This window comes from Staphylococcus sp. B1(2026), from assembly GCF_058895785.1.
On sequence record NZ_JBZXTS010000033.1, the window covers coordinates 1 to 15,284 of the forward strand.

12 protein-coding genes are annotated in these 15,284 nt (G+C 29.7%); 11 read left to right on the forward strand and 1 reads right to left on the reverse strand.

The features are described 5' to 3' along the window. Nucleotides 1–66 precede the first annotated feature (66 nt). A complete protein-coding gene (locus AC5EAH_RS05945) occupies nucleotides 67–477 on the reverse strand; it encodes a hypothetical protein (protein WP_493493854.1) in 411 nt (136 codons plus the stop codon). 248 nt (nucleotides 478–725) lie between these two features. Here AC5EAH_RS05945 and uvrB point away from each other — a divergent pair, with 248 nt between their 5' ends. From uvrB to AC5EAH_RS06000, 11 genes are all read left to right on the forward strand, one after another. Further along, the gene (gene uvrB / locus AC5EAH_RS05950; protein ID WP_493493855.1) at nucleotides 726–2,693 is read left to right on the forward strand and encodes an excinuclease ABC subunit UvrB; all 1,968 of its coding nucleotides are present in this window, start codon (nucleotides 726–728) and stop codon (nucleotides 2,691–2,693) included. A 76-nt stretch (nucleotides 2,694–2,769) separates the two neighbouring features. Beyond that, nucleotides 2,770–3,792 (forward strand): C40 family peptidase, encoded by a 1,023-nt coding sequence (locus tag AC5EAH_RS05955; protein WP_493493856.1) that lies wholly within the window; start codon nucleotides 2,770–2,772, stop codon nucleotides 3,790–3,792. A 107-nt stretch (nucleotides 3,793–3,899) separates the two neighbouring features. Then, nucleotides 3,900–4,505 carry an acetate uptake transporter gene (locus AC5EAH_RS05960; protein WP_493493857.1) on the forward strand — a complete coding sequence of 202 codons (606 nt, stop codon included), beginning with the start codon at nucleotides 3,900–3,902 and terminating at the stop codon, nucleotides 4,503–4,505. A gap of 129 nt (nucleotides 4,506–4,634) precedes the next feature. Beyond that, nucleotides 4,635–7,451, forward strand: coding sequence for an excinuclease ABC subunit UvrA (gene uvrA / locus AC5EAH_RS05965; protein WP_493493858.1), 2,817 nt, complete (start codon nucleotides 4,635–4,637; stop codon nucleotides 7,449–7,451). A gap of 90 nt (nucleotides 7,452–7,541) precedes the next feature. Beyond that, entirely contained in the window at nucleotides 7,542–8,663 is a 1,122-nt protein-coding gene (locus AC5EAH_RS05970) for a DUF4097 family beta strand repeat-containing protein (RefSeq protein WP_493493859.1), read from the forward strand. A gap of 192 nt (nucleotides 8,664–8,855) precedes the next feature. Next, nucleotides 8,856–9,755, forward strand: a complete 900-nt coding sequence (locus tag AC5EAH_RS05975; RefSeq protein ID WP_493493860.1) for a cation diffusion facilitator family transporter — start codon at nucleotides 8,856–8,858, stop codon at nucleotides 9,753–9,755. Between the two features lie 8 nt (nucleotides 9,756–9,763). Further along, complete coding sequence (locus tag AC5EAH_RS05980) at nucleotides 9,764–10,798, forward strand: nucleoid-associated protein (RefSeq protein ID WP_493493861.1); 1,035 nt, start codon at nucleotides 9,764–9,766, stop codon at nucleotides 10,796–10,798. Between the two features lie 9 nt (nucleotides 10,799–10,807). Next, entirely contained in the window at nucleotides 10,808–11,317 is a 510-nt protein-coding gene (locus AC5EAH_RS05985) for an acyl-CoA thioesterase (protein WP_493493862.1), read from the forward strand. Beyond that, entirely contained in the window at nucleotides 11,310–11,663 is a 354-nt protein-coding gene (acpS, locus tag AC5EAH_RS05990; protein ID WP_493493863.1) for a holo-ACP synthase, read from the forward strand. The genes AC5EAH_RS05985 and acpS overlap by 8 nt, the downstream gene beginning before the upstream one ends. Before the next feature lie 11 nt (nucleotides 11,664–11,674). After that, nucleotides 11,675–12,829, forward strand: coding sequence for an alanine racemase (gene alr, locus AC5EAH_RS05995; RefSeq protein WP_493493864.1), 1,155 nt, complete (start codon nucleotides 11,675–11,677; stop codon nucleotides 12,827–12,829). Nucleotides 12,830–12,847: 18 nt separating this feature from the next. Continuing rightward, nucleotides 12,848–15,007 carry a Tex family protein gene (locus AC5EAH_RS06000; protein WP_493493865.1) on the forward strand — a complete coding sequence of 720 codons (2,160 nt, stop codon included), beginning with the start codon at nucleotides 12,848–12,850 and terminating at the stop codon, nucleotides 15,005–15,007. Nucleotides 15,008–15,284: the final 277 nt, after the last annotated feature.

Here is a 15,284-nt window from a genome sequence, read left to right on the forward strand (position 1 = left end):
TGATTTTTATAGTAATAGTAATAAAAAAACAACATCATTTTAGAAATGATGTCATCTTTAATAATTTTAATTACGATATTTAAAAAATTGATATAAAAATTTTAAACCAGCTAATGTTAAAGCACTACCTAAACCACTATAAAAAATAGCAATAAAGCGTTCAGGTGCTAAATGAAAAACACGTATCACAACACCCAAAGTAATCATGAAAGCCATAATTATAAAACTTTTTTTATCAAAAAAATTATAAATGGGTTGTTGTAATATTGTATAACTAGTAATACGTTGTGTATGTTTATTAACAAGTGGATTAAAAACTTTTAACCAGAAAATTAAAAAAATGATAATAGATAAAATAATATTTATAACGCTGATATATGCTGAATAAAGTTGAAGACCTATATTGAGTACATTTGCTCCAGCAATAAGCCAAACAATACTAGCGATTAATAATAAATAATATTTATTAATTTTCATACTATCTATACCTCCTCCATACATAATTACTTCTAATATACACCGTATATTTTGAATTATCAATTATATTTACTTAGGAATTAATTGCGATGTAGCCTATTTTTTATTTTAAAGGCTTTAAACCTTCTTGACCCCCATAGGATTTTGAACTATGCAATAGATACTTAGTAAATAATTAAGACATGATAGTCAATCATTTTTTAGTTATATGATATAATATTTCATACGAGATTAATGGAGGAAATAAAATGACAGAACATCATGATTTTGAATTAGTTGCACCTTTTAAACCTGCTGGCGATCAAGTCCAAGCAATAAAATCATTAGTAGACGGCGTAAAAAATGGAAAAAAACATCAAACATTGTTAGGTGGAACAGGTACAGGAAAAACCTTTACAATGTCTAATATTATTCAACAAGTTGGTAAACCAACATTGATTCTTGCACATAATAAAACATTAGCAGGTCAGTTGTATAGTGAGTTTAAATCATTTTTTCCTAATAATCGTGTCGAATATTTTGTGTCTTATTATGATTATTACCAACCTGAAGCATATGTGCCACAAACAGATACTTATATCGAAAAAGATTCATCTGTGAATGATGAAATTGATAAATTGAGACATAGTGCTACATCATCATTATTTGAACGAGATGATGTCATTATTATTGCTTCAGTTAGTTGTATTTATGGTTTAGGTTCTCCTGAAGAGTATAAAAATTTAGTAGTTTCTCTTCGTTTAGGACAAGAAATTAGTAGAAATCAATTATTACATCGCTTAGTAGATACACAATATCAAAGAAATGATATTGATTTTAAACGTGGTACTTTTCGAGTGAGAGGAGATGTTGTTGAAATTTTTCCAGCTTCACGCGATGAACAGTGCTTACGTATTGAATTTTTTGGTGATGAAATAGAACGTATTCGTGAAATTGATTATCTTACAGGTGAAGTTTTAGCTGAACGAAAACATGTCGCAATTTATCCAGCTTCACACTTTGTTACCGGCAATGAAAAAATGACAGTTGCTATTGAACGCATTGAAAACGAATTACATCAACAATTAGAGTTGTTTGAAAAAGAAAATAAATTATTAGAAGCGCAGCGTTTAGCACAACGTACGAATTATGATATAGAAATGCTTCAAGAAATGGGTTTTTGTTCAGGTGTTGAAAATTATTCTGTTCATTTAACAAATAGACCTATCGGTTCAACACCTTATACTTTATTAGATTATTTTGGAGATGATTGGCTATTATTCGTTGATGAATCACACGTGACATTACCACAAGTAAGAGGAATGTATAATGGTGACCGTGCGAGAAAACAAGTTTTAGTTGATCATGGTTTCAGATTACCTTCAGCATTAGATAATCGTCCATTAAAATTTGATGAATTTGAGCAACGTACACATCAATGTATTTATTTTTCAGCAACACCAGGTCCTTATGAAATTGAACACTGTCCAACTATGGTAGAACAAATTATTCGACCAACAGGTTTATTAGATCCTATTATTGAAGTGCGTCCTACTAAACATCAGGTCGATGATTTAATTGATGAAATTCAAATGACGATTAATAAAGGTGACCGTGTCTTAGTGACAACATTAACTAAGAGAATGGCCGAAGATTTAACGACATATTTTAAAGAACATGGTATCAAAGTACAGTATTTACATTCTGACATTAAAACATTAGAACGTACTGAAATATTAAGAGATTTACGTTTAGGTGTATTTGATGTATTAATAGGTATTAATTTATTAAGAGAGGGATTAGATTTACCAGAAGTCTCGTTAGTAGCTATTTTAGATGCAGATAAAGAAGGATTTTTACGAGGAGAACGTGCTTTAATTCAGATTATCGGTCGTGCAGCTCGAAATGAAAATGGTCGTGTGATTATGTATGGTGACAATGTAACACGTTCAATGCAAGTAGCAATAGAAGAAACAGCACGTCGTCGTGCTATACAAGAAGCATATAATAAAAAACATGACATTGTACCTAAAACTGTTATTAAAGCTATTCGTGACAATATTAGTGCAACTGAAACACCAGAAGAAATTATTGAAGACACAGTAACAATAGATAATCTTGAACAATTAATCGTTGAAACAGAAATAGCAATGAAAGAAGCGGCTAAAGCTATGGACTTTGAAAATGCTGCGAAATTAAGAGATAAATTAATTGAATTAAAAGCAATTGATAAATAAAAATGATATTTTATATATCATTTTTATTTATTTTATGTTACAATATCGTTACAAAAATAACAAAAGGATGAGTATAATGTGGTTTAAAAAATATAAGTTTTTAATTTTAGGTTTATATGTTTTTATTTTCTTATGTTCTATTATTTATAGTGCATGTTATTTATCTAATCATCATCAATCAGATGAAATAGTTAAAGAGAAAAAAGTTGCTATTAATCATCAATGGCAACCAACATCAAATAAAAAGATGATTAATCGTTTTTCAACATTTTTATTTAAAACACCAGAAACAAATGCATTAAAAAATAAACTATTATTACACTCGACAAAACATGTAAATTATCAATTAACAGATGCTGAATATATTCAATTATTTGATGAGCAATTAGTTGATTCTGAATTATTATATAATGATGTAGTAGAAGTTTTAGAAACTAAAGGTGATTATGCGAAAGTCGTTGCATTACAGCAACCTAATCGTTCTAATAAATTAGGTTATGAAGGTTGGGTCTTTGCTTCAGATTTAAGTGATATTCCTGAATCTTATGTACCAACATCTCAACAAATTGTTATTACAAAACCAAGTGTCGAACAACAAAATAATAAATTTTCTATGGGAACATATATACCAGTGATTAAAGAGAATAATGATAATTATGAAGTTGTTACTTTAAATGGCACTATGACGATTAGTAAACAAGATGCAAAAGATATTAAACAACCTCTGACATTAGAAGAGATGTTACAAACAGGGAAGCAATTAGTAGGCACTAGATATATTTGGGCAGGTATTAGTAGTGAAGGATTTGATTGTAGTGGTTTAGTTTATACTTTATATAGATTAATGGATATTCAATTACCTAGAGATACACCACAACAAGCCGAAATAGGTCAAAATATAGAAAATTATAATGATGCTTTACCTGGTGATATATTATTATTTACGAATCAACAAGGTATCATTCATCATGTAGGTATTTATTTAGGTCAAGATAAAATGCTTCATGCACCTAATGTTACAACACCAGTTGAAATTATGGATTTAAAAGGTACGGTTTATCAAAAAGAATTATCACATATTCGAAGAGTTGTTAAATAATCATTAATTATGATGAAATTATCCATAAAGTATTAATTATCTAATTGACAAAAGACTTTATTTTTGTTACTTTTTATAAGGTTTTATTAATATTAGGAGGATTTTTTATGCAACGCAATGAAGTTAAAATTTTAAATTCAGATCCATCATCATTAGGTTTATTTGGATTAGCAATCGTAACATTAGTTGCCTCATCTCAAAAATTAGGGTGGACAGAAGCAACATCATTTATTATTCCTTGGGCAATATTTTTAGGTGGATTGGCACAAATATATGCTTGTATTGAAGATACAAAACGTCAAAATGTTTTTGGTGCAACCGCTTTTGGTGCATACGGATTATTTTGGTTTGGTGTCGCAACAACATGGTTAATGCAACATGGTGTATTTGGCGAAAAATTAGCTACTGGTGATGTTAAACAATTAGGTTTTGCATTTATAGGTTATTTAATTTTTACATTATTCATGACAATTGGTGCCATGGAAACAAACAAAGTCTTATTTATTATTTTTGTTTTAATAGATTTCTTATTTATAGGTTTAAGTTTATCAACTTTAGGTATTGCTAAACATGCTATGCATACATTAGCTGCTTATAGTGAATTATTAATTTCTATAGTATCATTCTATGGTTCAGCAGCAACATTATTAAATGCTCATTTTGGTTATGAGTTTGTAAAAATCGGTAAACCTTTCGGTATTTTTAAAAAATAATAAAGTAAAAAACTTTAGTGCATAATATAGTGTACTAAAGTTTTTTTGTAGTTATATTTATATCATCTCATCTTGAGATATGCTATACTGATAATATTATACTGATCAGATTATATTTAGGAGATACTTATGAAAGATAAAATTATTATTAAAGGTGCAAGAGCTAATAATTTAAAAAATGTTGATATAGCTATTCCACGTAATAAATTAGTCGTTATGACAGGTTTATCAGGTTCTGGTAAGTCATCATTAGCTTTTGATACTATTTATGCAGAAGGTCAGCGTCGTTATGTCGAAAGTTTAAGTGCTTATGCACGTCAATTTTTAGGGCAGATGGATAAACCAGATGTAGATACAATTGAAGGTTTATCACCAGCCATTTCAATTGATCAAAAAACAACGTCAAAAAATCCACGTTCGACAGTTGCGACAGTAACCGAAATTTATGATTATTTACGATTATTATATGCGCGTGTAGGACATCCATTTTGTCCGAATCATCATATAGAAATTACCTCTCAAACAATTAGTCAAATGGTAGATAGAATTATGGCACTACCTGAAAAAACACGTATACAAATTTTAGCACCAGTTGTCATTGCACGAAAGGGAACGCATGTTAAAACTTTAGAAGATATCAAAAAAGAAGGGTTTGTCAGAGTTAGAGTGGATGGCGAAACACGTGATTTAGATGATGATATTGTATTGGATAAAAATAAAAAACATGATATTGATATTGTAGTTGATAGAATTGTTGTTAAAGAAGGAATTGAAAGTCGATTAGCCGATTCATTTGAAACAGTATTAAAATTAACAGCAGGTCAAGTGAAAGTAGAAATTATAGGTGGTGAAGAACTCACTTTTTCTAGTAAACATGCTTGTCCAATATGTGGTTTTTCAATTGGTGAATTAGAACCACGTATGTTCTCGTTCAATAATCCTTTAGGTGCCTGTCATGCTTGTGACGGTTTAGGTATGAAAATGCGTGTTAATTTAGCAGAAGTTGTGCCAGATGAAACACTATCTTTAAATGAAGGGGCACTTAAACCATGGGCAGGTGCGACACATAATTATTATCCAGAATTATTAAGATCTGTATGTAAACAGTATGCCATCAATATGGACATACCTTTTAAAAATCTAACTAAAAAAGAACAAGATATTTTGTTTTACGGAAGTGGCAATGAAGAAGTAACTTTTGAATATATAGGGATGAACGGTCAAGCTAAACGAAAAATTGCACCATTCGAAGGCATTATTCGTAATATAGAACGTCGTTACAATGATTCTTCATATAGTCGTGAACAATTATCTAAATATATGGCTGAACAAATATGTCAAGAATGTCATGGCGATCGTTTGAAACCAATGATTTTAGCGGTGCAAGTTAATGGTCATAATATAGCACAAATTACGCAATTTTCTATTAAAGAAGCATTAGCTTTTTTTGAACGACTGACTTTATCTGATACAGATATGTTTATTGCCAAGGCAATATTAAAAGAAATTAATGAACGCTTATCATTTTTAGAAAATGTTGGTTTAGATTATTTAACATTAAATCGTGCATCAGGTACATTATCAGGTGGTGAAGCACAACGTATTCGTTTAGCGACACAAATAGGTTCAAGATTAACGGGTGTATTATATATTTTGGATGAACCTTCAATTGGTCTACATCAAAGAGATAATGATCGTTTAATTGCAACATTACAATCAATGAGAGATTTAGGAAATACATTAATTGTAGTTGAGCATGATGAAGATACGATGCGTATTGCGGATTATTTAATTGATATTGGTCCGGGTGCAGGGGTGCATGGTGGTGAAATTATAGCAGCAGGTACACCCAAACAAGTGATGCGTAATAAGAAATCATTAACAGGTGCTTATTTATCAGGTAAGAAATTTATTCCCGTACCATCAATACGTCGTCAACCAACAGGTTGGATGAAGGTGAAGGGTGCCAAAACTAATAATTTAAAAAATATTGATGTCAATTTTCCAATTGGTGTCATGACTTGTGTGACAGGTGTATCTGGTTCAGGTAAATCAACATTAGTAAATGAAATTTTATATAAAACTTTAGCACACCAATTAAATGGCGCTGTCCATGGTGCTAAAGGTGTAAAATCAGTAACAGGTATAGAAACTTTAGAAAAAGTAGTAGATATTGATCAATCACCAATTGGACGTACACCACGTTCTAATCCAGCTACTTACACAGGTGTTTTTGATGATATTCGTACATTGTTTGCAGAAACTAATGAAGCTAAAGTTAGAGGTTATAAAAAAGGACGTTTTAGTTTTAATATTAATGGCGGTCGATGCGAGGCATGTAATGGTGATGGTATTTTAAAAATTGAAATGCATTTTTTACCAGATGTTTATGTACCTTGTGAAATTTGCGAAGGAAAACGTTATAATCAAGAAACTTTAGAAGTAAAATATAAAGGTAAAAATATAGCAGATGTTTTAGCAATGACAGTAGAAGAAGCATGTTATTTCTTTGAAAATCAACCACGTATTGCTAGAAAATTACAAACATTAGTAGATGTAGGATTAGGCTATGTACAATTAGGCCAAAGTTCAACTACTTTATCAGGTGGTGAAGCACAGCGTGTGAAATTGGCATCTGAACTTTATCGACGTTCATCTGGTAAAACAGTTTATATTCTTGATGAACCAACGACTGGTTTACATGTTGATGATATTTCAAGATTATTAGTGGTATTACAACGATTAGTTGATAATGGAGATACAGTTATTATTATTGAACATAACTTAGAAGTTATTAAAACGGCCGACTATATTATTGATATGGGACCCGAAGGGGGTAATGGTGGAGGAACTGTTATCGCCAAAGGTACACCAGAAGAATTAATTAACAATCAATTAAGTTATACAGCTAAATATTTAGCCCCATTATTACATCCAACTAAATAATGATTAAAGATACTACAAAAGCCCGATATATTTATATCGGGTTTTCGTATATAATCAAATAGAATTTAATAATGAAAAGGGGATATGTACATGCTATCAAGAGAAAAAATTTTACAATTATTAGAACAAGGTCATATTACAGCAGAAGAAGCAATAGCATTATTAAAACAACTGGATGATTCAACCTCTCATACAGAAGAAACTGAATTTACTAAATCAACTCAAAATATTTCTAAAGAAGCGGAAGAATCAGCACGTAGAGCTGTCGCAGATGATGATATATCAAGTTTCGATTTTAATGACTTTTTAAAACAAGGTACTAGAATTGTAGGAGATATTTTTAATACTTTAAAAGAAAGTGTAGAAACAGTTAAAAATACAGTTGAAACACAAGAATATATTAATATAACTGGTAAAAAAGCACAGTCTGATGTCATGAATTTAACAGATGAAATTGAAGAATTAGAATTTGATATTGCACAAGGATTCATTAAAATTATAGAATCTAATGAAGTATTTAAACCTACCTTACGTGTAGAAGCGGTACCTTTAAGTGGTAAAATTGAAGAAAAAGCTTATTATCAAATACAACAACAAGATAATAAATTAACGATTAAGAGTCATCATAATTTTGTTAAAACTAAAATTGAAGTATTATGTCCAAAAAACACAAGTTTTACAAAACTTAAATTGAATGCGTTATATGGTAGTTTATTTGTTGAAGGAATAGGTGTAAAAACATTAAATTTAGAAACAACAGGTGGTAAAATTTCTGTGAATAAAGTGCCAGCAGAAATTGCACAATTAAATTCAGTACATGGTTATATTCGCTATACTAATAGTTTAGTAGGACACTTAAATTTAACTTCAGTAAATGGTTTGATTTATACTAATGTTGTTGCTGAAAATATTCATAATAAAACAACAAATGGTCGCATTGAATTATCAATTTATCCACAATCTAAATCAGTACAAGCTCAAACAACAATGGGGCAAATTGTAGCTAACATTGTACCACAAGTGATTTTTAATGCAACAGCTAAAACTAAATTTGGAACAATAGACAGTATGGATGACGCACAATACACTAAGTTAAATAATAAATCAGGAAAAATGAGTACTTTAATGATGGTGCCTAAAGATAAAAATGCTAATACGGCAATTGATTTAGAAACAGTATGTGGACAAATTGTTTTAAAATATAGTAAATAAACATCATATTAAAGAATAGCTATTTATATAGATAGTCGTATTCAATTAATAAAATCAATATTCATTATTTATATAATGAGTATTGATTTTTATTTAAGATAATTAATAGAGTTTGTAACATGATATTGTTAGAGATTAATGAATATTTTATGATACAATAGAAAATATGTTATTTAGAAAGAAGGAGAATCAATGTCAAAACATTCGTGTCATCATCACCACCATCATGATCATCATCATAGTCATGTACCAAATAATCGAAAAGTTTTATGGATTAGCTTTGTTTTAATTACATTATTTATGTATGTAGAGTTGATTGGTGGTTATATTTCTAACAGTTTAGCTTTAATTGCTGATGCTGGTCATATGTTGACAGATGCCTTTTCTTTAGGGTTAGCAGTTTTAGCAAGTGTATTAAGTCAGAAAAAATCTGATCGATATAATACGTTTGGATATGGGCGTTCTGAAATATTAGCAGCAGCTTTCAATGGTATTTTATTATTTATTATTGCTTTTTATATTGCTTACGAAGCGATAGAACGTATTTTTTTAGCACCTGAAATTTTATCTAAAACGATGTTAATTATTGCTATTATTGGTTTAATTGTAAATATCATCGTGGCAAGTTTAATGTGGCTATATGGTGATGTTGAAGATAATTTAAATGTTCGAGCAGCCTTTCTTCATGTGCTAGCAGATATGTTAGGTTCAGTAGGTGCAATTATAGCAGCTTTATTAGTTATGTTTTTCAATTGGCATTGGGCAGATACGGTGGCCAGTGTGATCGTGTCATTTATAATACTGAGAAGTGCATTTTATGTATTAAAACAATCTATTCAAATTTTAATGCAAAATGTACCTAAACAAGTTAACATTATAAAAATTAGACGCATACTATTGCAACATGATTTTGTTATTAGTGTACGACATTTACATGTATGGCAATTAAATCAAGATTATAAAATATTAACGTGTCATGTTAAAGTAGACAATATTGATCATCGTGATGACTATCAACATAAATTACATAGTTTAGTTGCGTCATTAAATCATTATCATTTAAATGAAATAACAATTCAATTAGAAACTTAGGAGATAGTATGAATAATTTTTTTGAAGCGCATATTAAAAATTTGATTGTGCATAGTGTGGGCAATAAAACACAAGAACAACCAATCATTTTATCAGATTTTTGTGTGCCATTAGATAGTGCGATTGCCAATGATTATTTAAAATCTTATTTTTTCTCATCATTTAAATTTGAAGAAAGTTATCATTTTCATCATTCTAGTGATGTAGAATTAAATGAAATTTATCATTTTACGAAACAATTATTTGATTCTCAAGAAACTTTTGTTGATATTTCTAAAAATATGGCACAACATCTATATGATGTAGCAGATCATCCAAATATTAAATCTGGCGAACTTTATGTAGCTTATATAGAAAATGCGACAATTGATAATATTAAAACTAATATTGTAGGTATCTTCAAAGGAGAGAAAAAAGATAATTATATTAATGTAGCTAATGAAGAAGCTTACTTTAATTTAAATTATTTTCAAGGGACAAATATTACTAAACTAGATAAAGGCTGTTTAATTTGTGATATGGGTCAGAAAATACCAACAAAAGTTTTCATGCTAGATAAAGCAACAAATGATGCACAATATTGGAAAGAACAATTCTTAAATTTAAAAATTGATAATAATGATTTTCATTTGACAACAACTTTATTAGATAATTGTCAATATTTTATTGAAGATATTAATCATCAATTACCAGCTAAAGAGAAATTAACATTATTAGATCAATCAGTTAATTATTTCGAACATCATCAAAATTTTGAGATAGAAGATTTTGTAGAGCAGGTATTTGAAGATGAACAACTCGGTGCACAATTTAAAAGTTATATCACACAACAAACAGATGTCGTTATTCCAGATCAATTTGATATTGCTGATAAAGCAGTAAAAAAAGCTAAAAAACATTTTAAAAAACAAATTGTTTTAGATAATAGTATTGAAATTAAAATTAAACGAGAAATTACAAGTAATACAGAACGTATAGAACAAGGTTATGATGAACAAAAAGGTTTGCGATATTATAAAATTTATTATGACCTAGAAGATTAGGAGAAAAATATGCAGTTTATTGAATCTAAAACCACTCTTGTTACACAAACACGTAGAGTACTTCCCTCTGATTGCAATAGTTACGGTTTTCTTTTCGGTGGTAATTTAACAGCTTGGTTAGATGAGTTAACTTCAATTAGTGCATCAAAATTTTGTAGGCAAAAAGCAGTCACTGCGTCAATTGATGATTTGTATTTTGTTCAACCTATAAAATTAGATGATATTGTTTATTTAGAATCATATGTCACAGGCAGTGGTAATCGTTCCATTGAAGTATTTGCTAAAGTTATTGGTGAAAATATACTAACAGGCGAACAGTATTTAGCTGCTATTTCTTTTTGGACTTTTGTGGTGGTTGATGAAAATGTACAATTACAACAAAAAATAATCAGTACTTCTGATAATATAGTAGAACAATATACTGAACGTTTATCACAAGTACGTCAAAAAAGACAAAAAAGACAAAATTTAATTAAAGAAATTGAACAAACATTAGATAAAGGGCGATATAATGATTAAAGGTATTGGTACAGACATAGTAGATATTCCTACATTAACAAAAATACAAGAAAAACAACCAAAGTTTGCACAACGTATTTTAAGTGAAGTAGAATATCAACAATATCAACAATTCAAGTCAAAAAAACGTCAAATAGAATTTTTAGCAGGAAGATATGCAGCTAAAGAAGCATTTGTCAAAGCACTTGGTACTGGAATTAGTCAAGGCATTAATTTTCAAGAAATTGTAATTATTAACAATTCTCAAGGCGCACCACAAATTTTATGTCAAAATGATAAAGTTTGGCTATCAATTTCACATCATGTGACACAAGCAATAGCAATGGTGGTTATTGAAGAAATTTAAGGAGTGAAAACATGGACAGTTTTTATCGATCAAGTTATATTGATATTGATTTGAGTGCCATTTTACATAATGTAACAATGATTCGCAAACAGTATCGTAATAAAAAAATAATTGCCGTAGTTAAAGCGGATTGTTATGGTTTAGGAAGCAAAACAATTACTAAATTTTTAGAAACTACAAATATTGATATGTTTGCGGTTGCTACTTTAGATGAAGCAATTGAATTAAGAAGAGCACAAATTACAACACCTATTTTAATTTTAGGTGTTATTCCACCAAGAGACATTGAACTTGCACATCAATATGAAATTACATTAACTATTCCATCTGTTACATGGCTAGAGGAAGCTTTACCCTATTTAACAGTTCCTGTTAAATTTCATATTAAGTTAGATACGGGCATGGGACGTATAGGTTTACAAAATCAACAGCAATTAGAGCAAGTCATAAAATTATCACAATCAACAAATATGATTGTGATAACAGGTCTATTTACTCATTTTGCAAGCGCAGATGAACCAAATACACAGTTAACGCAACAACAATATCAAAAATTTAAACAATTATTGGAATTTGTTCAATCATATTTATCATTAGAATATATTCATGCACAAAATTCAGCAAGTACATTATTATCGTTAGATATGGAAATTTGTAATGCTTATAGATATGGTATTGCCTTATATGGCTACTATCCGTCAAATTATGTTTATGAAAATACAATTTTTAATCAATTACTTCCAGCATTACAGTTGAAAACACATGTTGTACAAAGCAAGCAATTATTAAAAGGTGACACAGTAAGTTATGGTGCGACTTATACTGTAGAACAACCTACTCACATTGTAACATTACCCATTGGTTATGCCGATGGTTGGCTACGTCGTATGCAAGGTATGTCAGTGATTGTCGGTGAAGAAAAAGGTGAAATTGTAGGGCGAATATGTATGGATCAATGTATGGTTGCAGTATCGCAAGATTATCCAATACATACGCCAGTTACATTAATTGGACAACAATCTGGTTTAACAATTACATGTGATGAAGTTGCAAATTATGCTAATACAATTAATTATGAAATTTTATGTGGTTTATCGAAACGTTTACCACGTAGATATTTTTTAAATAATCAATGTGTTAAAATCGTTAATGATTTACTTATTTAGACAAGAAAGAGGAGTACCATGTCAATTATTCAACAAGTTAGTCAGCTGACAAAAATATCACAAAAACAAGTTGCAGCAGTTATTGATTTATTACAACAAGATAATACAGTACCTTTCATAGCAAGATATCGTAAAGAAATGACAGGTAGCTTAGATGAAATTCAAATTAAACATATCGAAGAAAGTTACCAGTACATTACACAATTAAATAAACGTAAAGAAGAAGTTATACGTTTAATTGATGAACAAGGTCAATTAACTGAAGAATTATCTCAACAAATTATGCTACAAACACAATTACAACGTGTAGAAGATTTATATCGTCCTTTCAAAAAGAAAAAACGTACGCGTGCCACAATAGCTAAAGAAAAAGGTTTACAACCATTAGCGGATTATTTATTAACTTTACCACAAAATAAAAAGCAATTAGCCGATACAGTAGCGAAATATATTACTGATGAAGTAGAGAACGAAGAAATTGCGTTACAAGGTGCACAAGATATTATTGCAGAAAAAATCGCAGACGAAGCGGTTTACAGAAAATATATTTTACAAGGTACATTAAGTCAAGGTTGGCTAGTTACAACTTTAAAAAAACAAGGTGAAGAAAAAGATGAACAAGCCACTTATCAAATGTATTATGATTATCAAGAACGTTTAGCTAAAATTTTACCTCATCGTGTATTAGCAATAAATCGTGGAGAAAAATCAGAAATTTTAAAAGTAGACTTACAAATTGAAGCCGAAAAATTCTATGTATATTTAGCGAAACAAATTATTACGCAACCTACAGTTGTAGATACTTTATTAAATCAAGTGATTAAAGATGCATATCATCGCTTAATTGCCCCTTCAATTGAAAGAGAAATTCGTAGTGAATTAACAAAAATCGCTGAAGAACAAGCAATAGTCGTATTTGGAGAAAATCTAAGAAATCTACTATTACAAGCACCTTTAAAAGAAAAAATGATTTTAGGTGTAGACCCAGCCTATCGTACTGGATGTAAATTGGCACTAATAGATCAACAAGGTAATTTTGTGATGAAAGATGTGATTTATCCACATCCACCAGCTCCAAAAGCTAAACAAGAACAAGCACAGCAAATAATTAATAAAATATTAAACGATTATCCAATCGATTTAATTGCTATCGGTAATGGGACAGCTTCGAGAGAAACTGAACAATTTATTGCACAATGTCTTCAAACAGCGAATAAAAAAATTGATTTTGTTATTGTTAATGAAGCGGGTGCCTCTGTTTATTCAGCTTCAGATATAGCACGTGAAGAATTTCCTGATTTCCAAGTAGAAGAACGTTCAGCGGTATCTATCGCTCGTCGTTTACAAGATCCATTAAGTGAATTAGTCAAAATTGATCCAAAATCTATCGGTGTAGGGCAATATCAACACGATGTTAGCCAAAAAAGATTAACAGAAGTATTAGATTTTACTGTAGAAACGGCAGTTAACCAAGTAGGTGTGAATATTAATACTGCATCAGCACAATTATTACAATATGTATCAGGAGTTTCTAAAACAATTGCAAATAATATTGTAGATTTCCGTCAAAAAAATGGTAATTTCACAAATTCACAATCAATTAATAAAGTGCCGCGTTTAGGTAAAAAAACATATGAACAAGCCATAGGATTTTTAAGAATCTTTGAAGGAGATAATATTCTAGATGCAACAGCTATTCACCCAGAAAGTTATTCTGCAACAGTAGCTTTATTAAAATCACAAAATTTAACGGTTAATGATATAGGTACAGAAAAATTAAAACAACAATTAAAATCAATTGATTTAAATCAATTAGCCCAAGAATTATCAATCGGTGTACCTACTTTAACAGATATTAAAGACAGTTTAATTGCACCAATGCGCGACATCAGAGATAATTTTCCAACACCACTTTTAAAATCTGATGTTGTGACATTAAAAGATTTAAAACCAGGTATGCAATTAGAAGGAACTGTCAGAAATGTAGTTGATTTCGGTGCCTTTGTAGATATAGGTTTGAAAAATGATGGACTAGTACATATTTCTAAAATAAGTAAAAAGTTTATTAAACATCCAATGGAAGTTGTTACAGTTGGTGCCATCGTCACAGTATGGGTTCATGAAATTAATGATAAAACTGGAAAAGTAGCATTAACGATGCTTGATCCACATCAATAATATAATATGACAAATAAAAAAATATAAAAAAATTATCAAATTATATGTCAATGCTTTTTGATTATGTCCCGAAAATTTAAAATTATTAGCGAGATGTGATATGCTCCCCTTATGGTGGACACTAAAAATAAAAAATTTTAGTAGAACTATAAGGGGAGTTTATTATGCGTAAATATAGAAAATACAATGTAGAAGAAAAAATGATTTCAATTAATAGAGTTTTAAATCAAGGCGTTTCTTGTTATGCAGAAGCAAGAAGAATTAATGTGAGTACAAG